Origin of the sequence: Halorientalis brevis, assembly GCF_042678165.1 — an archaeon.
Taxonomy (GTDB): domain Archaea; phylum Halobacteriota; class Halobacteria; order Halobacteriales; family Haloarculaceae; genus Halorientalis; species Halorientalis brevis.
Genome location: NZ_JBHUDJ010000010.1, coordinates 1 through 23,500 on the forward strand (window position 1 = coordinate 1; position 23,500 = coordinate 23,500).

General features: G+C 64.6%; 20 protein-coding genes. 10 read left to right on the top strand and 10 right to left on the bottom strand.

Translation table 11 applies throughout. From position 1 onward, the window contains the following. Positions 1-467 precede the first annotated feature (467 nt). The gene (locus ACFR9U_RS14830) at positions 468-917 is read left to right on the top strand and encodes a GNAT family N-acetyltransferase (protein WP_247382191.1); all 450 of its coding nucleotides are present in this window, start codon (positions 468-470) and stop codon (positions 915-917) included. A gap of 168 nt (positions 918-1,085) precedes the next feature. Here the strand turns inward: ACFR9U_RS14830 and ACFR9U_RS14835 are convergent, their stop codons facing one another. The 3 genes from ACFR9U_RS14835 to ACFR9U_RS14845 form a co-directional block, all read right to left on the bottom strand. Further along, a complete protein-coding gene (locus tag ACFR9U_RS14835) occupies positions 1,086-3,062 on the bottom strand; it encodes a hydantoinase B/oxoprolinase family protein (RefSeq protein WP_247382194.1) in 1,977 nt (658 codons plus the stop codon). Further along, a complete protein-coding gene (locus ACFR9U_RS14840) occupies positions 3,062-5,089 on the bottom strand; it encodes a hydantoinase/oxoprolinase family protein (protein ID WP_247382196.1) in 2,028 nt (675 codons plus the stop codon). The genes ACFR9U_RS14835 and ACFR9U_RS14840 overlap by 1 nt, the downstream gene beginning before the upstream one ends. A gap of 261 nt (positions 5,090-5,350) precedes the next feature. Further along, positions 5,351-5,596 carry an acetyl-CoA carboxylase gene (locus ACFR9U_RS14845; RefSeq protein ID WP_247382198.1) on the bottom strand — a complete coding sequence of 82 codons (246 nt, stop codon included), beginning with the start codon at positions 5,594-5,596 and terminating at the stop codon, positions 5,351-5,353. A gap of 144 nt (positions 5,597-5,740) precedes the next feature. On the opposite strand from ACFR9U_RS14845, the gene ACFR9U_RS14850 reads away from it, so the two are divergent. From ACFR9U_RS14850 to ACFR9U_RS14860, 3 genes are all read left to right on the top strand, one after another. Beyond that, positions 5,741-6,643: a 5-oxoprolinase subunit B family protein gene (locus ACFR9U_RS14850; protein WP_247382200.1), complete on the top strand. Its 903-nt coding sequence runs from the start codon at positions 5,741-5,743 to the stop codon at positions 6,641-6,643. After that, the gene (locus ACFR9U_RS14855; RefSeq protein ID WP_247382202.1) at positions 6,640-7,605 is read left to right on the top strand and encodes a 5-oxoprolinase subunit C family protein; all 966 of its coding nucleotides are present in this window, start codon (positions 6,640-6,642) and stop codon (positions 7,603-7,605) included. Before ACFR9U_RS14850 ends, ACFR9U_RS14855 begins: the two co-directional genes overlap by 4 nt. A 90-nt stretch (positions 7,606-7,695) precedes the next feature. Continuing rightward, positions 7,696-9,051, top strand: a complete 1,356-nt coding sequence (locus ACFR9U_RS14860; protein ID WP_282594435.1) for an acetyl-CoA carboxylase biotin carboxylase subunit — start codon at positions 7,696-7,698, stop codon at positions 9,049-9,051. A gap of 5 nt (positions 9,052-9,056) precedes the next feature. Here ACFR9U_RS14860 and ACFR9U_RS14865 read toward each other — a convergent pair whose 3' ends face one another. Then, positions 9,057-9,818: a LamB/YcsF family protein gene (locus ACFR9U_RS14865; RefSeq protein WP_247382203.1), complete on the bottom strand. Its 762-nt coding sequence runs from the start codon at positions 9,816-9,818 to the stop codon at positions 9,057-9,059. A 114-nt stretch (positions 9,819-9,932) separates the two neighbouring features. Here ACFR9U_RS14865 and ACFR9U_RS14870 point away from each other — a divergent pair, with 114 nt between their 5' ends. After that, complete coding sequence (locus ACFR9U_RS14870; protein WP_247382205.1) at positions 9,933-11,171, top strand: Zn-dependent hydrolase; 1,239 nt, start codon at positions 9,933-9,935, stop codon at positions 11,169-11,171. Positions 11,172-11,175: 4 nt separating this feature from the next. Here the strand turns inward: ACFR9U_RS14870 and ACFR9U_RS14875 are convergent, their stop codons facing one another. Both ACFR9U_RS14875 and ACFR9U_RS14880 read right to left on the bottom strand, forming a co-directional pair. Further along, positions 11,176-12,555, bottom strand: a complete 1,380-nt coding sequence (locus ACFR9U_RS14875; RefSeq protein ID WP_247382207.1) for a dihydroorotase — start codon at positions 12,553-12,555, stop codon at positions 11,176-11,178. 60 nt (positions 12,556-12,615) lie between these two features. Then, positions 12,616-13,368, bottom strand: coding sequence for an SDR family NAD(P)-dependent oxidoreductase (locus tag ACFR9U_RS14880; RefSeq protein ID WP_247382210.1), 753 nt, complete (start codon positions 13,366-13,368; stop codon positions 12,616-12,618). A 96-nt stretch (positions 13,369-13,464) separates the two neighbouring features. Between ACFR9U_RS14880 and ACFR9U_RS14885 the strand changes: the two genes are divergently transcribed. The 3 genes from ACFR9U_RS14885 to ACFR9U_RS14895 all read left to right on the top strand — a co-directional run bounded on the left by ACFR9U_RS14885 (position 13,465) and on the right by ACFR9U_RS14895 (position 16,276). After that, the gene (locus tag ACFR9U_RS14885; RefSeq protein ID WP_247382212.1) at positions 13,465-13,896 is read left to right on the top strand and encodes a universal stress protein; all 432 of its coding nucleotides are present in this window, start codon (positions 13,465-13,467) and stop codon (positions 13,894-13,896) included. A 77-nt stretch (positions 13,897-13,973) separates the two neighbouring features. Continuing rightward, positions 13,974-15,104, top strand: a complete 1,131-nt coding sequence (locus tag ACFR9U_RS14890) for an ABC transporter ATP-binding protein (RefSeq protein ID WP_247382214.1) — start codon at positions 13,974-13,976, stop codon at positions 15,102-15,104. Next, positions 15,101-16,276, top strand: a complete 1,176-nt coding sequence (locus tag ACFR9U_RS14895) for an ABC transporter ATP-binding protein (protein WP_247382216.1) — start codon at positions 15,101-15,103, stop codon at positions 16,274-16,276. The genes ACFR9U_RS14890 and ACFR9U_RS14895 overlap by 4 nt, the downstream gene beginning before the upstream one ends. Positions 16,277-16,280: 4 nt before the next feature. Here ACFR9U_RS14895 and ACFR9U_RS14900 read toward each other — a convergent pair whose 3' ends face one another. Together ACFR9U_RS14900 and ACFR9U_RS14905 are read right to left on the bottom strand one after the other, a co-directional pair. Further along, entirely contained in the window at positions 16,281-17,054 is a 774-nt protein-coding gene (locus tag ACFR9U_RS14900; protein WP_247382218.1) for an SDR family NAD(P)-dependent oxidoreductase, read from the bottom strand. Positions 17,055-17,173: 119 nt separating this feature from the next. Further along, complete coding sequence (locus ACFR9U_RS14905) at positions 17,174-18,010, bottom strand: ABC transporter permease (protein WP_247382220.1); 837 nt, start codon at positions 18,008-18,010, stop codon at positions 17,174-17,176. A gap of 148 nt (positions 18,011-18,158) precedes the next feature. Between ACFR9U_RS14905 and ACFR9U_RS14910 the strand changes: the two genes are divergently transcribed. After that, positions 18,159-19,913, top strand: a complete 1,755-nt coding sequence (locus ACFR9U_RS14910; protein WP_247382222.1) for a TCP-1/cpn60 chaperonin family protein — start codon at positions 18,159-18,161, stop codon at positions 19,911-19,913. Between the two features lie 21 nt (positions 19,914-19,934). Here the strand turns inward: ACFR9U_RS14910 and ACFR9U_RS14915 are convergent, their stop codons facing one another. Together ACFR9U_RS14915 and ACFR9U_RS14920 are read right to left on the bottom strand one after the other, a co-directional pair. Beyond that, entirely contained in the window at positions 19,935-20,849 is a 915-nt protein-coding gene (locus ACFR9U_RS14915) for an ABC transporter permease (protein WP_247382223.1), read from the bottom strand. A gap of 52 nt (positions 20,850-20,901) precedes the next feature. Further along, on the bottom strand, positions 20,902-22,242 hold the full coding sequence (locus tag ACFR9U_RS14920) for an extracellular solute-binding protein (RefSeq protein ID WP_282594436.1): 1,341 nt from the start codon (positions 22,240-22,242) through the stop codon (positions 20,902-20,904). A gap of 305 nt (positions 22,243-22,547) precedes the next feature. Here ACFR9U_RS14920 and ACFR9U_RS14925 point away from each other — a divergent pair, with 305 nt between their 5' ends. Further along, positions 22,548-23,447 carry a polysaccharide deacetylase family protein gene (locus ACFR9U_RS14925; RefSeq protein ID WP_247382225.1) on the top strand — a complete coding sequence of 300 codons (900 nt, stop codon included), beginning with the start codon at positions 22,548-22,550 and terminating at the stop codon, positions 23,445-23,447. Positions 23,448-23,500 lie beyond the last annotated feature (53 nt).

Genomic DNA, 23,500 nt, shown 5'->3' on the forward strand with positions numbered 1-23,500 from the left:
GAAGCCCTACCCTCAAGGAGCGAACGGCGTCAGCCGTGAGCGAGTAGGGTAGGGTAGTTCACTCAGTAACTGCCGGTGACGAAATCGAGGGGTCTGAGCGCGTCCACGTCTGGTATCGTCGTGCCCATCGCCCTGGCGATAGCGATTGGGGACTGCCCACAGGTGGGCGAAAGCGCCGCTATCGTGGTTGCGCTGTCGCCCGAACCGGGTCGCCGACTCCGGTCCGGAACTCGCCGGTTCGACGCCAGACGCCTGTCTGAAGGGAAACCCGACCAACAAGGACTCTGCAGCCATGACCATACACAATCTGATATAATCCCATGTAGTTGTTTCTATTTCATGCTACACATTCTGTATCGAACTGAGTTCAGTGGCGGTCGGCCCCAAGCCCGGCTTTTGGTGTGCCGCTTACATGTACGGCGAGATTCGAACACAACAGATAAGTATGTGTCACTTCTTCACATGGTATGTGTAGTAAGAGCATCAGCGAACTGACGACGAAAGAGGAACTCCTGGAGGCGTACCCGGTCCTGAAACAGCTCCGGCCCATCGGAGAGGAAACATTTCTGGATACGTACGACACGATGCGTGAGGAAAGCGGGTACCAGTTGTTCGCTCTCCGAAGCGAAGACGGTGACATTCGAGCGCTCGCAGGAGTGGTCATCGAGACGAATATGTACCACGGCAAACACGCGTGGGTTCACGAGCTAGTCGTCGACGAGCCACACCGTGGGAACGGACACGGCGGGGAACTGCTCTCGTGGGTCGCGTCGTGGGCAGATTCGAAGGACTGCTCGTGCGTCGAACTCGCGTCGGGCCACTGGCGCGACGAGGCACACGCGTTCTACGAGCAGGAAGGGATGGAGAAGTACTGTTACACGTTCAAAACGGATCTCTCCGCTGTGAGCCTGTACTGACTGGCCTCCGTTTCTGTGGGACTCGACGGTCGACGACGGCGTCCGATCGCGCTCGGTTGCCTGGGACGCTCGTCACGACAGTTCGAGATCGAAAGCAGGAGTGGTGGTACCACGTGTCCGCGCCGTGGTCAGATCAGGCGTGAGACGGGATGGAACCGGACGAGGGGCTCACTGCGCCCACTCGGATTCGGCGCGTTCGACGAGCATCTCGCGGAACTGTTCGGTGGTTCGCTCGAGGAGTTCGCCGTTCGACCAGTCGAGGATGACCCCGTACTGCCGGATCAGATCGAGTTGGTCGAGGTCGCCGTCTCGGTACCGCTGTGCGACGGCGTCCGGGTCTTCGCGGAGCCAGTCTTCGCGGTTCGTTCGGATGTGTTCGCGTTCCTCGGCCGTCGCCTCCTCGTCGATCTCGTAGTCGCAGAGATCGGCGTCGATCTCCTCGATGACGACGCCGTAGTCCGTCTTCGCGCGCTCGACGGAGACGTAGTCGTCCTTGACGTCTTCGAGGACCGCCGCCGGGTCGCGGTCGAGCGGGTCGCCGAAGCCGCCGCCACCGGAGGAAGGCCGAACGAACTCGTCGCTCTCTTCGATGGGGTGGTTTGAGAACACCGTCCCCATTTCCTCGGGGTCGTCGTCGCCCTGCTCCAGCGTCACGCCGTGTGGGATCCCGGGGAGCCCGCCGTTGATGCCCCACGTGATGGAGCGGGCGCGGTCTGAACAGTAGGAGATGACGCTGTTCTCGCACGCGAGGAGTTGGCCGCCTTTCCGGACGCCGCAGCCGCCGCGGTACTCGCCGGGGCCTGCGGAGTCAGTCACGATCGAGTGCTCGCTGGTCAGCAGCGGGGTGTCCCGTTCCTGCCCTTCGAGGGATTGGACGGCGAGGCCGGCCCCGAAGACGGGAGCCGTCGCGGTCGCGCCGTCCTTGCCGTCGCGGCCGCCCCAGCCGCCGGCCATCCAGTCGTACCACATGAACTCCTCGCCGCCGCGGCCGGGTCGCTGGTCCTGGCCGCCCGCGAGCAGGTACTCGAGGTTGAACGCACACGCCATCGCGCGCTCCGGGAGGACTTCCGACCAGAGTTCGAAAATCGCGTTCATGACTTTCTCGTACGCGCCAGCGACCGACCCGGTGACGGCGACGGGCTCCGGTGCGTTCACGACGGTTCCCTCGGGGAGATCGGCGCTCACGACGTTGTACATGCCCGAGTTGAGCGGGACATCGGGGAAGAACATCTTCGTCCCCGCGACGACCGCGGAGAAGGAGGTCCCGAACGTCGAGTTCAGGAAGTTCCCGACGTACTCGTCGGACCCCGAGAGGTCGTAGTGGACCTCGTCCCCGTCGATGGTCATCTCGACGTCGATAGTGACGTAGCCTTCCTCCTTGTTCGGGTCGGCGTCGATGTAGTCCTGGGTTCGCCAGGTGCCGTCGGGCAGGTCGCTGATCCGCTCGCGCATGATGCGCTCGACGTAGTTCTTCGACTCGTCGAAGGCCGTCTTCACCGTGTCGATCCCGTACTTCTCGACGAGTTCGAGCAGGCGATCCGCGGCGATCCTGGTCGCTTCCGTCTGGGCGCGCATGTCCCCGAGGCGGTCCTCGGAGAGGCGCATGTTCGTGACCAGCAGGTTGGCCACGTCCTCCTGGAACTCGCCGGCGTCCCAGATCTTCAGCGGCGGAATCCGCATCCCCTCGGCGAAGTGGTGCTGGGCGTTGATGTTGAACGACCCCGGTGCCGGCCCACCGACGTCGGCCCAGTGGCCGTTCGACTGCGTGACGGCGATGAGTTCGCCGTCGTAGAACACCGGGCGCATGATGCGCACGTCGTTGATGTGCGTGCCGCCGAGGTACGGGTCGTTGACGATGTAGACGTCGCCGGGATTGACGTTCCCCTCGAAGAACTCGAGGGTCTCCTTGCAGGTGTAGTGGAGCGTCCCGACGTGGACTGCGATGTCCTGGGACCCCTGCATGATCGTGTTCCCCTCGGCGTCGTTGAGACTGTTACTGAAGTCCCGGTTGTAGATCACGAACGAGTAGCACGTCCGCTGGATCTGCTCTGCCATCCGGTCGACGAGGTTCGTAAACGAACTGCGCAGCACCTCGAACGTGACCGGGTCGAGGTCGATGTCAGCCTGTGGTTGCGATTCGGACATTATTTCACCGTGATGATGAGGTTGCCTGTGTTCTCGACTTCCGCTTCGGTACCCGGCGGGACGACGACGGTGGAATCCATCTGCTCGACGATCGCCGGTCCCTCGAAAGACGCGCCGACGCCGAACTTCGAGCGGTCGTACACGTCGGTCTCGACGTACTCGCCGGCGACCTCGAAGTACGCCTCCCGAGTGCCGATGTGAGCGTCGTTGAGTCCCTCGGTTTCGAGTTCGGGGAAGGAGGGCTTGTCGACGATTCCCCGGCCGGTGACGCGCAGGCCGTAGAGTTCGACCTGCTGCTCCTCGTCGGAGTAGGCGTACACCTGCTCGTGCTGTTCGTGGAACTGCTCGCGGATGGCGTCCATGCTCTCGATGGGCCGCGAGCACGGAACGTCGAGCGACCGCCACTGCCCGGCGTAGCGCATCTTGAGTTCGTAGTCCATGCGCATGTCGTCGTCCTCGACGCCCTCTTCGGCGAGGCGCTCGTAGATCTCCGACTCCATCTCCGCGAGCGTCTCCTCGATGTCGTCGACGACGTCCGCCGTCGCGTCCGCGATGAACGTCCGGGAGAGGTCGTGCTCGACGTCGACCAGGAGACACCCGAGCGCGGAGTTGATCCCCGGGTACGGCGGGATGATGACCTTGGGGATGTTCATCTGTTTCGCGACGTGGGCAGCGTGGAGCGGCCCCGCGCCGCCGAAGCCGACGAGCGCGAAGTCGCGCGGGTCGTACCCCTTGCTCGTCGACACGAGGCGCACCGCGTTACACATGTTCGCGACGGCGATCTGCTCGATGGACGACGCCGCCTCGGTGAGGTCGAGCCCCAGCGGCTCTGCGATGTCGCGTTCGATGACGCGCTCTGCGGGTTCGGCGGTCGCTTCCATGTCGCCGCCGAGGAACTTGTCGGGGTCGACCCACCCGAGGACGACGTTCGCGTCGGTCGTCGTCGGCTTGTCGCCCCCGCGGAGGTAGCAAGCGGGGCCGGGGTCGGCACCCTGACTCTTCGGCCCCACGCGAAGCGAGCCGCCCTCGTCGATCCAGGCGACGGAGCCGCCGCCGGCACCGATCGTCTCGATGTCCGTCGAGGGGAACATGATGGGGTAGCCGTACTCGACGGCCCACTCGTCGGTCATCTCGATGTCGCCGGAGTGAGTGAGCGACACGTCGGCGCTGGTCCCGCCCATGTCGAAGCCGATCGCGTTCTCGAAGCCGCACTGCTCGGCGATGTACTGGCCGGCGATGGCGCCGGCAGTCGGGCCGGAGTTAGCGATGCGCGCCGCGTAGTAGGCGATCGCGTCCGTCGTCATGACCCCGCCACCGGAGTGCATCGCGAGGACGTCGCCGTGATAGTCGCGGTCGGCGAGCTGCGTCGAGAGGTCCGTGAGGTACTCCTGAACGACGGGCACGAGGGCCGCGTTGATGACCGTCGTACTCATGCGCTCGTGTTCGAACATCTCGGGGAGAATCTCGTGAGAACTGCAGACGAACGCGTCCGGGTGTTCGTCTGCGACGATCTCCTCGAGTCTGCGCTCGTGATCCCCGTTGACGTACGCGTTGATCAGCGAGATCGCGATGGTGTCGATGCCGCGCTTCTCGAAAATGCGGACTACCTCCCGTGCCCGGTCCTCGTCGAGCGGTTCGACGACGCTGCCGTCGTAATCGATCCGCTCGGAGACGCCGAGTCGGTCCCGACGCTGGACGTAGGGATCGGCGACGTCCTCGTAGGCGTCCCAGATCTCGTCTTTCGTCGCGTCGCGGATCTCGTGGACGTCACGGAACCCTTCGGTCGTGATGAGGCCGATCCGCGGGAGTTCCCGCTCGATCAACGCGTTCGTCCCGACCGTCGACCCATGAGAGAAAAAGTCGAGATCTTCGATTCCGGTCTCGGCTTTCGTCAACCCGTTGATCACGCCCTCCGCGGGATTGTCGGGCGTCGACGGCGTCTTCGCGATCTCGATCTCGCCGCTCTCTTCGTCGAACACGATCACGTCGGTGAAGGTTCCGCCGATGTCGACACCGGCACGGTTCATAGTATCATCTCACATGTCAAGGTGTGCCGAACTATATTTAATACTTTTTATTTTTCGTATTCAATCCAATATTCAGACTGAAAAGAGGACGTTGTTTAATCTCTTCAGAATTATTGCGCACGTCTCTAAGTCGACTGTTCGATGTTGAACGCAGGAAGATCGGCAAAAACGGTGGGCGTTCACGCCGCGTCCAGCCGGTTCGAAGGCGATACCCTCTGCTCCGCAAGCGGAAACGGCGAGCGGTTCCCGGCCGAGATGGGGTTATTCGACCTCGATCTCGAGCAGTTCGTCGCCCGCTTCGATCTCCTGTTCGTTCTCCGCGAGTACCGCTGTGACCGTGCCGTCGTCGTCCGCCGTCACGTCGTGGAAGTTCTTCATGACCCCGACGAGGCCGACGACGTCGCCAGCAGAGACGGCGTCGCCTTCGGTCACGTACGGCGGTTCGTCCGGGTCGGAACGTCGATAGAACACGCCTGGCATTGGGGCTTCGATATAGTGGGTCGTCATGGTTGTGTTACGCGTCACCCTGAGTTACCGCTCCTCGCATATATAAATTGACCAATGAGCCGATGCCAGCCGGTACTCGATCACGCGGTGAAACGGCCGTAGGAACCGATACTTATAGGTCCCAATCGCGCTTCTGGGAGAGAGATGGCCGATTCAGGCATTGAGCGACAGGAGCTACCGTCACCTCGGTACGAACACGGTGGCGACGACTACGTGTTCGTCGAACTCGCCGAGGAGATGAGCTTCGACGCCAACTTCAAAGCACAGGCGATCACACAGGAGATTCGCGCCCGGGACATCCCGGGCATCCTCGAGGTCGCGCCGTCGAACGCATCGTATCTCATCCAGTTCGACCCCGGGGTCGTGACGCCGGCCGACGTGATCGCGGAGCTCGAAGCACTGGAGGACGACATCGACCTGACCGACTACCAGTGGGACGCGACCGTCTACGACATCCCGGTGCTGTACGAGGATCCGTGGACCCACGACACGCTGATGGACTTCCGCGACCGCCACCAGGACCCCGACGCGACCGACCTGGAGTACTCCGCGCGGATCAACGGTTTCGACAGCGTCGAGGCGTTCATCGACCACCACGCCGGCGCCCCACACATGGTGACGATGGTCGGGTTCGTCCCCGGCCTCCCGTTCTGTTTCCAGATGCGCCCGCGCGACGAGCAGATCGAGGTACCCAAATACGAACAGCCGCGGACGGCCACCCCGGCCCGCGCGGTCGGCTTCGGCGGCGCGTTCACCGCGATCTATCCCGTGTTCGGCGCAGGCGGCTACCAGCTCTACGGGCGGACGCCGGTCGAAGTGCTGGACGTCGAGCAGGAACTGGCCGACTTCGAGGAATCGATGGTCCTCCCGAACCCGGGCGACATCCTCAACTTCCGCAAGATCGACCGCGAGGAGTACGACGCCATCCGCGAGGCAATCGAGGACGGCAGCTACGAGTACACCTCCGAAGTCGTCGAGTTCGAGCCCGACGAGTTCTTCCAGCACCCACACGAGTACAACGAGCGGCTCCTGGAGGTGCTGGCATGATCGACGTCCTGAACCCCGGGCTCTCGACGACCGTCCAGGACGCCGGTCGACCGGGCCACTACCACATCGGCATGCCTCCCTCGGGCGCGATGGACCAGTTCGCCCACGCGGTCGCGAACTACCTCGTCGGTAACGACGAGGACGCGGCGACCCTGGAGATGACCTACCAGGGCTGTGACCTCGAATTCGGCGAGTCGGCGCTCATCGCCGTCACGGGCGCGGACATGTCGCCGACGCTCGACGACGAGCCGATCCCCACGTGGACTGCCGTCGAGGTCGACGCCGGGCAGGAACTCTCCTTCGAGTTCAGCCAGGACGGCGTCCGATCGTACCTCGCCGTCGCCGGCGGCTTCGACGTGCCCGAAGTGATGGGGAGCAGTTCGACGTACACGCTCATCGGCCTCGGCGGCTACGAGGGCCGCGAACTCGAAGCAGGCGATACGTTGCAGGTCGCCGACCACGAGAGTCGTCCCGAGCAGGTCGGCACCGCAGTGCCGGACGAACACGTACCGGACTACTCGTCGATCGACGTGCGCGTCGTCATGGGCCTGTGTGACTACCGGCTCACCGACGAGGGCCGCGAGCGGTTCCTCGACGCCGACTGGAAAGTCAGCGACGAGGCCGACCGCGTCGGCTACCGCTTCGAGGGGCCCGACATCACGGACATGTTCGAGGAACGCGACCAGCCGTTCGGCGCCGGGACCGACGTGACGAACGTCGTCGACCTGGGCTATCCCATCGGTTCCATCCAGATGGCCGGCCAGCCCATCGTCCTCATGCGCGACGCCGTCACGGGCGGCGGCTACGCGACCGTCGGCACGCTCATCAGCACCGACCGGGGAACGCTCTCGCAGTGTCGCGTGCACAGTACGGTGAACTTCCAGGCCGTCGACGTCGACACGGCCCTGGAGGTTCGGGCCGCACAGGACGAAACGCTCCAGACCCTGCGCGACACGCTCTGAGGGACGCAACTGCTCCGCTGGCTGTTTTTTCGACAACGCGAGTCAATGTAACACGGTAACTATATGGGGGAAACAGTACCGTTGCTAGGTATGATCGATTCGGTACTGGTAGCCAATCGTGGCGAGATCGCCGTCCGAGTGATCCAGGCAGCACAGGAACTCGGCATCGAAACCGTGGCAGTGTACAGCGACGCCGACGAGACGGCCAAACACGTTCGGCGCGCCGACGAGGCCTTCCACGTCGGCTCGTCGATGGCCAGCAAGAGCTACCTCGACCAGGCGGCGCTCATCGACGCAGCAACCGAGGCGGACGTCGACGCCATCCACCCCGGCTACGGCTTCCTCGCCGAGAACACCGAGTTCGCCGCGCGCGTCGAGGACAGCGAGTTCATCTGGATCGGCCCGCCGAGCGACGTGATGACCAACTTCGGCGAGAAGACGCAGGCACGGGAGATCATGGACCGCGCTGACGTCCCGATCGTGCCGGGGACGACGGACCCCGCCGAGTCCCCCGACGACGTCACGGCGTTCGGCGAGGAACACGGCTACCCGCTCGCCATCAAAGCTGACGGCGGCGGCGGCGGGCGCGGCCTGAAAGTCGTCGAATCCGAAGGGGACGTCGACGAGAAGTTCGCCGACGCCAAACGCGAAGGGGAAGCGTACTTCGACAACCCGGCGGTGTACGTGGAGAAGTTCCTCGAGAATCCGCGCCACATCGAAGTCCAGATCATCGCCGACACCCACGGCAACGTCAGGCATCTCTACGAACGCGATTGTAGCGTCCAGCGCGATCAGCAGAAACTCATCGAGGAGATGCCCTCGCCCGTCCTCGACGCCGACACGCGCGAGGAACTGTGCGCGGCAGCCACCCGGGGCGTCGCCGAGGCGGACTACGTGAACGCGGGCACCGTCGAGTTCCTCTACGAGGACGGCGAGTTCTACTTTCTGGAGGTCAACGCCCGCATCCAGGTCGAACACACCGTCACCGAGGCGACGACCGGGATCGACCTCGTCAAAGAGCAGTTCCGGGTCGCTGCCGGAGAGGAACTGTCGTTCACCCAGGACGACGTCGACCCCCGCGGCGCTGCCGTGGAGTTCCGGATCAACGCCGAAGACCCGCGCAACGAGTTCATCCCGACCCCCGGCGACCTCGAAACGTATCGCAGGCCGACTGGCATCGGCGTCCGCGTCGACGACGGCGTCGACGAAGGCGACGCGGTGAGTCCGTTCTACGACTCGCTGGTCGGGAAGTTCATCGTCACCGCAGCGACCCGCGAGGAGGCGCTCGACCGCGCGACGCGCGTGCTCCGGGAAACCGAGATCGAGGGCATCGCCACGACGATTCCGTTCCACCTGGCGGTCCTCGGCGACGGAACGTTCCGGGACAGCCAGCACACGACGAAGTACGTCGACGAACAGTTCGACGGGTTCGCCGACGAACAGTAGGGCGGTTACACCAACTCGTCGAGGCGCGCGATGTCGACGTTCTCCTCGTCGAGGCGGTCGTGGATCGCTTCGAGCAGTTCGACGGCGTTCGGGCCGTCGCCGTGGATACAGATGCTCTCGGCGGGCAGATCGAGCGTCGTCCCGTCGACCGCTTCGATCTCGCCGTGGTTCGCGATGTTCACCACGCGATCGGCGACCAGATCGGGGTCTTTCGGCGCGACTTCCTTCTCGACGATGAGCGTCCGGTCGGCGTTGTAGTCCAGATCGACGTAGCCCTCGAAGACGGCGTCGAGGGCGTCGAACTCCTGGGCGACCTCGTAGATGTTCATGTCCGTCGCCAGGTAGACGAGGGACGGGTCCACCTCGAGGACGGCCTCCATCACCGCGCGGGCGTGGTCCGGGCTCTCCGAGAGCATCGAGTACATCGCACCGTGTGGTTTGACGTGCTGGACCTCGGCCCCGTGGCGTTTGGCGAACGCCGTCAGCGCGCCGAGCTGGTAGAGCACGTAGTCGCGGACTTCCTCGGGCGTCGCGTCCATCGTCCGGCGCCCGAACCCCATCTTGTCCGGGAGGCCGGGATGGATGCCGATCCCGACGTCGTGTTCAGCGGCCAGCGCGACCGTCTCGCGCATCACGTGCGGGTCGCCCGCGTGGTAGCCGCCCGCGATGTTCGCCGACGTGATGTACGGCATGACCTCCGCGTCGCGGCCCATCGTGTAGTTGCCGAAACTCTCACCCATGTCACAGTTGAGGTCGATTGCGACCATACGTCAGTCTCGGCGGAACTGCGTTTATATGTTGTGACGAGTACCGGGGCGACTCCCCACGTCGACTGCCCGGACAGGGCGGACGTTCATACGCTTGCGTTCCGAGGGCAGTGTATGGAGTTACTCCTGGACAGAGAGCGGTTCGTCGCCACCATGCAGGCCCAGGCCGAGATCGGGGCGACCGAGAACGGCGGGCTCCACCGACTCGCACTCTCAGACGCGGACAAGCGAGTACGAGACTGGTTCGCAGCGCAGCTGGACGCGGCCGGCCTCTCGACCCGAGTCGACGCGTTCGGCAACATGTTCGGTCGGCGCGAGGGCACACGCGATGTCGCCCCCGTCCTGGTCGGATCACACCTCGATTCCCAGCCGTACGGCGGCATCTACGACGGGGCGCTCGGCGTCGTCGCCGCGCTGGAACTCGTCCGCGAACTCGACGCGCGCGGGATCGGGACCGAGCGGCCCATCGAGATCGTCAACTGGACGAACGAGGAGGGGTCGCGGTTCCAGCCGACGCTCCAGGGCAGCGGCGTCTGGGCCGGCGTCCACGACATCGACGCGGAGTACGCTCGGACCGACGACGACGGCACCACCGTCGAGGACGAACTGGAACGCATCGGTTACAAAGGGTCGACGCCCGCGGAACCGGGCGAGGCGTACGACTCGTACCTCGAACTGCACGTCGAGCAGGGGCCGTCGCTGGAGGCGACCGGGGCCGACGTCGGCGTCGTCACCGGCATCGTCGGGCTCCGGTGGGGAGCGATTACGTTCCGCGGCGAGGCGAACCACTCGGGGGCGACGCCGATGCACCACCGCAAAGATGCGCTCGTCGCCGCGGCCGACGTGATCACACAGGTCCGGCGGCTCCCGAGCACGCTCGGCGAGCGCACCGTCGCGACGGTCGGCGCGCTGGACGTGAGTCCGAACTCGATCAACGTCGTCCCCGGCACAGCCACGTTCACGTACGGCGTTCGTGACCCCTCCGGGGACGTGCTCGACGACGCTGTCGACCGCATCCACGCGGCGACCGAGGCAGCCGCGACCCAGGAAGGCGTCGACTGGGAGATCGACGAGCGAGCGACCGCGACGCCGGTCTCTTTTCCGGATCGGTGCGTCGACAGCGTCGAACGAGCGGCCGCCGACCTCGGGTACGACGCCGTGCGCCTGCCCAGCGGCGGCGTCCACGACGCGACGAACGTGCACCGAGTCTGTGACGCGGGGATGGTGTTCGCCGTCAGCGAGGGCGGCAAGAGCCACTCCGAGGCAGAGTACACGAGCTGGGACGACTGTCATCGCGCCGCGAACACGCTCGCGACGGCCGCACTCGATCTCGCTGGCGTCGCCAGCGACTGACCGCTCAGGCCGACCAGTCCGGCTGGATTCGCTCGACGAACTGCCCGTGGCCAGGGTCGGCGACGATCTCGCCGTCGTCGGCGACGAGCGTCCCGCGGACGAACGTCTTCTCGACGCGACCGGTGACCTCGCGGCCCTCGAAGATCGAGAAGTCCGCCTTCGACTCGTTGTCGGCCGCGTCGATCGTGTACGACGCGTCCGGGTCGAAGACGACGACGTCCGCGTCCGTGCCGGGCGTCAACGTTCCCTTCTCCGGGAGGCCGAACGTCTGGGCCGGCGCAGTCGACACGAGTCTCACGAGCGTCGGATAGCCGAAGCCGCGCTGGGTGACCGCCTCGTCGTGGAACACGGGGAAGCCGGTCTGGAGCAGATTCGCTCCGAAGGGGCTGTCCCACCAGTCGTCGACCTGCTTGCTCGCTTCCGTGTACGCACAGTGATCGGTCGAGACCACGTCGAGCGAGCCCGCCTGCAGGTGTTCGAACATCGCCTCGACGTCGTCGGGAGTCCGCATCGGCGGGGCGAACAGCGGGAGCGTGCCCTGCTCCGCGTAGACGGACTCGTCGAGCGTCGTGAAGTGGACGCACGTCTCCGCACGGACCCGACTGCCGTCCTCGCGGGCCGCTTCGAGCACCTCGGCGGCTTTCCGGCAAGAGGTGTGGATGCCGTAGTACTTCGCGCCGGTTTCGAGCGCCATCCTGACGGCGTCGTCGGCCGCCATGGCCTCGGCGTAGTCGGGGCGGGACGCGGGATAGTGAACCGGATCGCCCTTCCCCTCGCGCTTGCACGCCTCGGTGAGCACGTCGCAGACCGACCCGTCTTCGGTGTGGAGGACGCCGACGCCGTCGAGGGCCGCCAGCCGTTCGAACACCCGGTGCATGAACCCGTTCGAGAGGCCGACGTCGTAGGCGGTGAACATCTTGATCGAGGGGACGCCGTTGGGCACGACCTCCGCGAGGTCTTCGAGGCCCTCGTCGGTCTCCTCGGTGACTGCGCCGTGGACGCCGAAGTCGACGAGCGAGTCCGCCCCGCGCTCGCGCACCGAGTCGATCGCCTCGGGCAGCGAGTAGCTCCCGTCGAACGCCTCGGTGGCCGGGTTCCAGCCCTGGAAGGCGAACCCGATGACCGTCGTCGTCCCGCCAAGCGCGGCGGCCTTCGAGGCGGTCTCGTAGCTGTCGATGGAAAAGGGGTCCGCGACGTGGACGTGCGGGTCGACGACGCCCGGCATGACGTACTTTCCCGTCGCGTCGACGACGTCGTCGGCGTCCGGCAACTGCTCGGCAGCACCGACGCCGACGATCGTTCCGTCGTCGATGGCGAGCGCGCCCTCGAACGTTCGGTCGGCGGTGACGAGTGTCCCCCCGGCGATAACTGTGTCTACTGACATACCGGTGTAGCTGTGCGCTGCGGTACTATCAGTGTTCGCGTGGGGGAGTCGGTCGACTGGTCAGTGCATCGCGTCCCCGCCGTCGGGGCTCAGCACCTGACCGGTGTAGTAGTCGCTCTCGTCGCTCGCGAGGAACACCGCCGTCGGGGCGACGTCGTCGACCCGTCCGAGTCGTCCCATCGGCAGTTCGGCTTCCTTCGCGGTCCGCCACTCCTCGGAGATGTCCGCGAGCAGGCTCGTCTCGATCGGCCCGGGCGCGATCGCGTTGACGTTCACGGTCGGTGAGACCTCGCGGGCGAGGGCGCGCGTCATCGCGATCACGCCGCCTTTCGCCGCCGAGTAGTGGACGAGTTCTTCGCCGCCCTTGAGGCCGAGCTGTGACGCGACGTTGATGATCTTGCCCGCGCCCTGGTCGAGCATGCCCGGGAGGGCGAACCGCGTGGTGAGAAACACGCCTCGCAGGTCGACGGCGATGGTTTCGTCCCACATCTCGACTGGCATCTCCGCGACGCGAGACTGCGTGAGGATGCCGGCGTTGTTGACGAGGACGTCGACCGCGCCGTAGTCGGCCTCGAACGTCTCGATCATCGCCTGTACCTCGGCGGCGTCGCTCACGTCCGCCTGGATGACGGCTGCCTCGCCGCCGTCGGCTTCGATCGCCTCGACAACCCCCCGGCCGTATGAGTCGTCCTCCTGCGGCGGGTGATTGACGACGACCGTCGCGCCCGCGGCGGCAAGTGCTTCGGCGATGCCGCGTCCGATGCCGCGACTCCCACCGGTAACCAGTGCTGCAGTTCCGTCTAGCCGTGCCATGTCGCGTACCGTCGGTCCCGACTTATTTATACTTCTCCCCGGGCTGACCTGTGTTCAGCCCGATTCTTTAATACGACTGCCTCGGTACGTCAGGCCATGGTCGATACTGTCCTAGTCGCAGTCGACGACGAACTGTCCCGGATGGAACCAGTTGCGACGACCGCAGCCGAGATCGCCGCCGGGTTGGACGCAGACGTGTGCCTCTTTCACGTCTTCGGCGAGGCCGAGTTCGAGACGTATCTCGAAGAGTTCGGCTACGAGGCGGCCGATCCTGTCGAGATCGCGCGGAAACACGCCGTCGTCCAGGACTGTGCAGCCATCTTCCAGGAGCACGACGTCGAGCCCGAGATCGAGGCGGCCATCGGCGATCCCTCGACCGAAATCACCGCCTACGTGACCGAGAGCGACGTCGACCACGTCTTCATGGGCGGTCACAGACGCTCGGCGGCGGGAAAGGCGCTCCTGGGAAGCGTCTCACAGAAAGTCCTGCGTCAGGTCGAGGTTCCGTGTACTATCTCGATGGAGTGATCTTGCCGCTGCTTCAATGTAATTTGGATTAATTGTGTCCAATACAATTATATTAGATGGTGCTGCATGTAGCTTCAATGGGTTCGACAGACGTCAGAGTTGATTCGCTCGACATTTCGTTTCGAAACGAGCGGGTTCTGCAGGGTATCGACTTAGAGATCGAAGACGGCGAGTTCTGTGTGATCGTCGGGCCGAGCGGCTGTGGCAAGAGCACGCTCCTGCAAACGATCGCCGGGTTGACGACGCCGGATCGGGGGCGCGTCTTGCTCCGCGGTGACGACGCTGGGGAGATGTCCGTCCAGGATCGCGATCTGGGCTACGTCTTTCAGGAGTTCGAGGACGCGCTCTTCCCACACATGTCCGTCGCGGAGAACATCGCCTTCGGCGTTCGCCAGCAGTCCGAGTCGGTCGACGAGGCGGCGCTCGACGAACGGATCGACGACCTGCTCGCGATGCTCGCCATCCCGGAGACGAGAGACGACCTGCCGTCCGCGTTGAGTGGCGGCCAGCAACAGCGCGTCGAACTCGCCCGGCAGCTGATCCGCGAGTGCGAGACGATGCTGCTCGACGACCCGCTGGCGGACCTCGACTACAAACTCCAGAAGCAGATGGAGTTGGAGATGCGCCAGATCCACGAGGACCTTGGCAGCACGTTCGTCTACGTCACCCACAATCAGGACCAGGCGCTCAAACTGGCCGACAAGCTCGTCGTCATGAACCAGGGGATGATCGAGCAGGTCGGCACCCCAGCGGCGGTGTACAGCGAGCCCAAGACGGCGTTCGTCGGCCAGTTCGTCGGCGACAGTAACCCGGCGCGAGCGACGGTCAGCGAAACCGACGGCGACAGCGCGACCGTCGACACCGCCTTCGGGACCGTCGCGGCGACCAACGTGAACCGCGCGAGCGCGGGTGCGGAGGGCATCCTGCTGATCCGACCCGAGACCGTCACGATCGGCGAGGCCGCCAGCGACGAGACGAACACGCTCGAAGCCTCGCCCGTCGGAAGCACGTACATGGGCGAACAGACCGAGATCGCCCTTTCCCTCGACGGCTACGATCGCGACTTCTACGTGATCCGCCCGGGGAACGTCCCCCTGGATCGCTACGGCGACACGATTCAGGTCGGGTGGAGTGACAGCGACGCGCAGTTCTTCGAGCGCATGAGCGTCACGCAGACGCTCACGATGGAGGACCTGCTCCGACAATGACCGAAACACGACAGCTGGACCCGGAGACGAGCGGCGAATCGATCCTCGAAATCACCGACCTCACGAAGGTGTACCCGGACGGCACCGTGGCCGTCGAAGAGGTCAGCTTCGACATCAAGCGCGGCGACTTCTGCGTCCTGATCGGCCCGAGCGGCTGCGGGAAGTCGACGACGCTCCACTCGATCGTCGGTCGCTTCCCGATCACCGAGGGGTCGATCCACCTCGACGGGGTCGACATCACCGACGCCCCGACCTACGAACGCGACATCGGACTCGTGTTCCAGGACTTCCAGTTGTTCCCGCACCTCTCGGTGCGAGAGAACATCGCCTACGGCCTCGATCGCCTCGACACGCCCGCGGCCGAACGGGACGAGCGCGTCAGCGAGATGCTGGACATCATGCGGCTCGCGGACCTCGGGGACCGATCGCCCGAAGAGCTCTCGGCCGGCCAGAAACAACGGGTCGCACTCGCGCGGAGCCTGGTCCTCGAGCCGAAGCTGCTCTTGCTGGACGAACCGCTCGGTGACATGGACTACAAGCTGCAAAAGCGCATGGAGCGCGAACTGCTGCGCATCCACCGCGACATCGATACGACGTTCGTCTACGTCACGCACGACCAGACCCAGGCGATGCGGCTGGGCGATCAGCTCATCGTGATGAACGACGGCAAGATCGAACACTCCGGGCCGACCGAAGAGGTGTACAACGAACCCGCGACGGCGTTCGTCTCCACGTTCGTCGGCGACTCGAACGTCTTCACCGGCGAACTCGTCGGGACGACCAACGGCGGCTTCGAGGCCGACATCGAAACGCCACTGGGGACGTTCGCGGCCAGCACCGACAACCTCGAATCCGATCCGGCGTCGCTCGTCGGCACGCAGATTCCCTTCTCCGTGCGCCCCCAGTACCTCGAACTCGGCGCCGGGGAGGAAAACGTCCTCACCTGCACCGTCGACGACGTCATCCACCAACCGGGGTCGGGGACGCTCGTGCTCCTCACCGCACAGGTCGACGGGGCCGACCCGATGGAACTGCAGCTGAAGAGTTCCGAGATCGTCGCCGTGGAGGACGACGAGATCGAGATCAGCTGGAGTCCGCAGCACGCGACGCTGCTGGAACGCACCAGCGTGCTCCCGGACATCGACCTGGCAAAAGACGTCCTCGGCGAATAGCGACTCAGCGGGCTGTCCAGCCACCGTCGACGGACAGCACGTGACCCGTCACGAAATCACTCTCCTCACTCGCGAGAAACAGGGCGGCGTCCGCGACGTCGTCGGGCTCACCGAAGCGTGGCCACGGCGTCGCGCCGTGCCAGTCGGCCAGTAGTTCGTCGTCGGTTTCGCGCCACTCGGCGTTCTGGGCGGTCTTGATGATGCCCGGCGCGAGCGCGTTGACGTTGATCTCGTCGGCCGCGTAGTCCAGGGCCATCTGACGCGTCAGGTTCGCGACGCCGCCCTTCGACGCGCAGTAGGCCGCACTGTTCTCGCCCCCGACGAGCCCGTAGATCGACGCGAGGTTGATGATTTTCCCGTTCTCGCTCTCCCGGAGTTGGGGGAGCGCCGCCCGACTCGTCAGGAAGGTCCCTTTCAGATTGACGTCGAGGATGTCGTCCCACACGTCCGTCGGCGTCTCGTGTGTCTGGAACTGGTGATAGATGCCGGCGTTGTTGACGAGAACGTCGAGCGAGTCGTACTCGTCGACGGCGCGATCGATGACAGCTTGCGTTGCCTCTTCGCTCGCGACATCGGTCTCCACGAACGTACTGTCGGCGTCCACGGCCGCGAGCTTCTCGAAGACTGACGTCTCGGCGTCGAGTTTCGGCTCCCGCCGGACGTCGGCGACGACGACGTTCGCGCCTTCGCGCCCGAACGTCGCCGCGATGGCGTTTCCGATTCCCGAACTCGCGCCCGTTACGACCGCTGTTCGACCGGCAAGTCGACTTGTCGACATACACTCCGTTACTCAGGTGGCTGGAGATTATAGTTATCGGCTGGGTCACCGGTGCAGGCGGTCGCGGGCTCTCCAGTGGCAGGTGACGGCTGGCGAATCAGAAAACAACCCGGAGACGATCAGTTCTTCGTCGCGCTGCGAATGACGATCCAGCCGGCGACGACGAGTAGCACGGTCGAGAAGATCGTCGTCACGCTCCCGAGGGCGAACAGGTCCGCCGTCGGCCGGTCGGCAGAGGCAACGGTGAACACCTGAATCGGCATCGTCGTCTCCTGCCCCACGAGCAGCAGGCCGCGTTCGGCCTCGTTGTACGAGAGGGTAAAGGCAAACACGGCCGCGCCGAGGACGGTCGGCAGGATCTGCGGCAGGACGATCTTCCGGAACGTCGTGAGCTTGTTGGCACCCATCACGTGGGCGGCGCGCTCGTTCTCCCGGAGGTTCGGCGGGAACCCCGCCAGCAGCACGATCACGGCGAACGGGAGCGTCCAGACGACGTGCACAGGCACTGCCAGCCACAGGCCGCGGCTGAACGACAGCACTTCGGTCAGCAGCAACAGCGCGCCGATCCCGTAGGTGATGCCCGGCGTGATGATACCGAGCGTGATGAGGTACAGCAGGCCGCGCTGTCCCCAGAAATCGTATCGGTACGCGAGCGCCGTAGCGGTCCCGAGCACCGTCGTAATGACGGTGACCACGAGCGCCAGTTGCAGCGACCGCACGATCGCATCGACCATCTTCTGGTTGGCGAACAGTTCGGTGTAGGCCTGCAGCGTGAACCCGTCGAACGGGGCGGTCACGCCGCCCGTGTTGAACGAAAACAGCATCACGGAGATGATCGGCGCGTACACGTACAACACTGCCAGGGCGAAGTAGGCGGTGAGTATCCGTTTCTTGTCGAAGCGGCCGAGGAACGAAGCGAGGACTGACCTGTCCCGCTGCGTCTGTCGAGTAGCCATCGTCCAATACAAGATTGACTGACTAATAAGTCCTTGGGAAGTACCGCCACGGTTGCCATTCCCTTCCGAAGGGTCGGGTCGGCGCTGGGGTCGAAAGGGGAGCGGCGCGAGCAACACCGTTTTACAATCCGGACGCCACTTGACGGTCATGTCGACCGATGGTAGTGACCTATCCTTCCCAGACGCGAACATCGTTGCAATCCGCGGTATCGCCGGGGCGTTGGCGACGACGCTCGGGCCGCTTTCGAACGACAAGTTCGTCGGAAACCAGGTCGCCGCACAGAACGACCCCGATCCGAAGCAGGTCGCACACAACGACTACGTCGTCACGAGCGACGGCGCGTCGATCCTGGAACGCTTGCCGCTCGAACACCCCATCGCCCCGATCGTGCGCCGGATCGCCGGGCCAGCGCACCCCGGAGAGACCAGCGTCGAGGGTGCCGTCGTCCCCGACGGCGTCACGTCGACGCTGATTCTGGCAGCGTCCCTGCTCGACGAAGCGGCGGCCCTGCTCGATCAGGGAGTCCACCCGACCGACGTCCAGCGAGGATACGTCCACGCCCTGTCGATCGCAGAACGGTCGCTGGACGACGCCCGTCGTCTCCCCGAGGCGTTTCCGGACCCGCACGCAGTCGCCAGAAGCGTGGCGACGACGGTGATGACCGGCAACGACGTGGGCGGGCGCAGAGACGAGTGGGCGAGCTACGCCGTCGACGCGGTCGACGTCGTCGGCTACCCGGACGAACACGGGCTCGCGGTGACGCAGGTCAAAGCCGGCTCGATCGCGGACTCGCGACTCGTCCGGGGCACCGTGCTCACGCGGAACGAGGTCGCACACGACGACATGCCGACCGAGATCGAGGACGCGACGGTGCTCGTCGTCGGCGGCTACAAGCGAAACGACGTGGGCGACGGTCGGTCCGGCGGCCTCATGGACCCCGACCTCCAGGCCGAGGCGACGATTCACCTCGACGGGTCGACCGACGTCCAGTCGTTCGAGGACGTCTACGCCGCGCGCCGGCACGAAATCGTCGACCGCCTGGTCGACCTCGGCGTGGACGTGGTCGTGACCCGCCTCGGCATCAGCAGCGAGTTCCTCGAACTGCTGGCGGCCAACGACGTCATGGGTATCCGCGGCGTCAACCGGGAGAACCTCACGCGGCTCGCCCGCGCGACCGGGGGGACTGTCGTGAAGGACCCGACGGACGTCGCGCCGGACGATCTCGGCCACGCCGGGACCGTCACCCAGCTCATGGTCGAGAGGCGCCGAAAACGACGGAAGCGACGGAAGATCGTCGTCGTCGACGACTGCGCGCAACCGCAGTCGGTCACGGCGCTCCTCTGTGGGAGCTGGGGCGACGTCGGCGAGGAAGCCACCCGAGAGTTCCGGAAAGCAGCGCGAGCGGTCGCCATGGCTCGCGGCGCGGGGCCCAGCCCTGGTGGCGTCGTTCCCGGTGGCGGGGCCATCGACGTCGGGATCGCCCGGGACGTTCGCACCGCGGCTCCGGCGACGGCGTCACGCGAACAGCTCGCGATGGCGGGGTTCGCGGACGCTGTGGAACGCATTCCGTTCGGGCTGGCGAAAAACAGCGGGATGGACCCGCTGTCGGTCGTCGCCGATCTCCGGGCCGGTGCCGACGCTGGCGGGTACGAGACGGGGCTCGTCCTCCCGGCGGGCCGGGTCGGTGACGTGACTGAGGCGGGGATACTCGATACGTACGCGACGACGCTGCAGGGCTACCGGACCGCCGTCGAACTCGCGGGGCTGGTGCTCAGGATCGACGACGCCTTCGACGCGGAGTTCACCAGAGAGCCGGCCGGCAAAGACGACGTCATCTTCGACGACCGCGGCGAGAAACACGAGGAGTACCTCGCCGAGACGGACGGCACGATCTGGGACTGAGAGAAAAAGCGAGTCTTTCGGTTAACTCTGGGCGATGTCGCTGATGTCCACGACGCGGAACAGGGCGAACACGAACGCGAAGATGACCACCAGCAGGGCGATCGAAATCGCACCGGCGTTCGGGTAGTTCAGCCCGCGGTTCACTTCGAGGTAGATCAGCGTTGTGATGGTGCTCTCACCGGAACTCAGGAACGAGGGGACGGTAAGGTTCCCGACGGCCAGCACGAACGTGAACATGCTGCCGATGGCCACGCCGGGGAGCGACAGCGGGAACGTGACGTTCCGGAAGGTGGCGATCGGGCCACCGCGGAGCGTCTCGGACGCGTCGAGCAGGTCCTCGTCGATCTGGGACAGCGAGATGTAGATCGGCGCCGCCATGAACACCAGGTAGTTCTGGAGGTAGCCGACGAGCTGCGAGAAGTTGCTGAACATGAGCCACCTGAGCGGTTCGCTCGTAACGCCCAGCGACAGCAGCACCCAGTTGACCATCCCGGACCGGCCCAGGATGGGGTACCAGCCGAGGACGCGGATGAGTTCGGACGTCCAGAACGGGATCACCATGAACAGCAGCAGGATGATCCCCATGAGTTCGCTCGTCTGAAATCGCAGGTAGTACGCGATCGGGTACGCGAACACCAGCGTCACCAGGGTCACGGCGACGCCGACGACGAGCGTCCGCACGAACGTGTCGACGACCGTGTCCGAGAACACCGTCTCTTGCCAGGAGTACAGCGTGAACTCCTGGACGACGGCAAACGTCGAGTACGTGAGGAAACTGTAGTAGACGATCACTGCGATCGGTAGCACCAGAAACACCACGAACCAGACGACGGTCGGCAAGGAGAGCGCGTACTCCTCGCTGAGACCGAGGACGCCGCCCTCGCCGCTGGGTCTACTCGGCGCCGGTCCATCGTCGACTGCCTCTTCCGTGCTCATTGGGGACTCCGTGAAGATGTCATTGAATACATGTGCGGTGACTCACCTGTCCTCAGGCGGCCTGGAAGTCACGCCAGCGCTCGAGCATGTGATCCGCGTTGTCGGGCCAGATCATGAAGAACCCGGAGTTGTCGAAGCGTTCTTCGATGGTGCCGCTGTCGCGGGTCGAACCCTCCGAGTTCGGACTGCCCTCCTCGTCGGACCAGTCGTACTGCTGTGGGTCGAACAGCGCCGGCTCGTCCACCGCGTCGTAGGTGGCCTTGCCCTCGTAGGCCCAGTCGTAGTACTCCGGCCCCATGCCGTCGCCGGAGTCGTCGGAGCCGTCGCGGACGAGTTCCTTGTTCTCGTAGTGGGGGACCGAGTAGCCCCAGCCCTGGATGAAGCCGGGGAACCACGCGCCGTAGTGGACGTCGTCGATGAGTCGCTGCACTTCCTCGACGTTCCCGCGATTTTTCGCGCCGGGGTTCGTGAGCCCGATCCCGCCGTACCAGTAGCGGTAGCCCTGGAGGCCGCTGCCGTCCATCGTCGCGTACGTACACGGCGTCCCCTGGCGACGGATGTCCATCGCTGCCGGCTGCCAGATGTCGCCGATAATGGCTTCTTCGCTGGCCATCTGGGTGACGGACGCGCCGTAGGCCGTCCAGGTCGCCCGGAACTGCCCGGCCTTTTTCTGCTCGATCAGGAAGTCGACCGCGGCGTCGAGCTGGTCCTTGTTCGGGTTGTTGAGGTCGCCCACGTCCCCGTCGATGATGTCGTTGTCGAGCATGTGCATGAGCGTCTCGGGGATGGTGATCGACGCGGTCTCACCGATCGAGGCTTTCCCCTTGTACTGCTCGTCGAACAGCGCGCTCCACAGCGAGACGTCGTCGACGAACTTCGGGTTGTAGCCGATCGCGTCGAAGTTGTACACGTGCGGGGGAAACAGGAGCTCCGTCTGCTCGTCGTCCGCCCAGAGGAGGTCGTTGATCGTCTCGGTCTGCTTGCCGAGGTGGCTCAGACGCTCGCCCGGCGCGGTGAACGCGTCACTGATCTGGTCTTCGTTCCAGTTGTCGAGGTCCGCCGTCGGGACCGGCAACGTCGCGTCGTTGGCCTGGGCCAGGGCCCCAGCACCTGACGACTCGACCGTGTAGGCGTCGACGCTCTCTCGCTCGCCGCCGAGGATTCGCTGCTGAATCGTCGGGATCGTCGCAGTGGTGGTATTGAGATCGATGTCGGTCATCTCCTCGAACTTCTCGACCTGCCCTTCGCGACCGCCCCATGCCGTGGACATCCACTCGACGGGCCGTTTGCCGTCGCCGTTGCCGCCACCGCCGCCCGAACAGCCCGCGAGCATTCCGGCTGCGCCAGCAGCGCCAGCGTACTTCATAAAGTTACGTCTGTTAACGCCTTCCATATTATACAATACCACACATACACCAATGTATTTAATACTTTTCGGTTGTGCGCCTATATCTTGGATTGTATACAATATATTGCACAGATATTCAGCCTTGTTTAGTTTCCAGTGCCAGGTCCCGTACGCACGACCTGGCCGACGGTGTCGCTCTCATTGGCCTTCGACGACTAGTCCAGACAACGTATTCACCCATGTTCCCAGGCTATATGCGTATTGCGCCGAATTCTGGTCGAGCCTTAGCGGCAAAATACACCCCCACATGAGTGTTTATTACATGACACTGCCCGAGTTCTCTCGTAGCTATGGGAGATATAGACGTAGCAATCGGCATTGACGTAGACTGTGTTGCCGGCTGGCTCGGCTCGTACGGTGGCGAAGACTCACCTGCAGACCTCTCACGCGGGCTCTCGGCCGGGAACGAAGGCATTCCGCGAATGTTGGAACTCCTCGAATCCGAGGCGATCAAGGGATCCTGGTACATCCCCGGCCACTCCATCGAGACGTTCCGTGACAACGTGCAGGAGGTCGCCGACGCGGGGCACGAAATCGGCGTCCACGGGTACTCACACGAGAACCCGACTGACCTCTCGCGCGAACAGGAAGACGAGATCATCGCGAAATCGATCGATCTCATCGAGGACGTCACCGGGTCGAAGCCGGTCGGACACCGGGCGAGCTGGTGGGAGTTCAGCGAAAACACGCCGGAACTCGTCGAAAAGTACGACTTCCTCTACGACAGCAGCCTGATGGAGCGGGAGTTCGAGCCCGGGTACATGCGGAAGGGCGACGACTGGGAGCCTATCCAGTACGACCAGGAACCCGAGACCTGGATGACCCCCTACGAGTACGGCGAGGAGACGGACGTCGTCGAGATTCCGATCAGCTGGTATCGCGACGACATTCCGCCGATGATGTTCATCAAGCAGCCGAACTACAACATGGGATACGCGAGCCCCAAGATGATCTACGAGGAACTGTACAAAGCGCAGTTCGACTTCCTCTACAACCGGCGCGGTGCTGGCGTGTACACCCTCACGATTCACCCCGACGTCCACGGGAAGCCCCACATGATTCCGCTCCTCGAGGACTTCATCCAGTACGTCAAAGAACACGAGAACGCACAGTTCTCGACGCTGGAGACGATCGCCAACAAGTTCGAGGACGACCCGTCGGTGTACGAGAGCGAAGGGAAATACGTCTAACTCGAAACCGGACGCACGGCCCGAGTACTCGCATGTCTACCTGGGTACTCCTG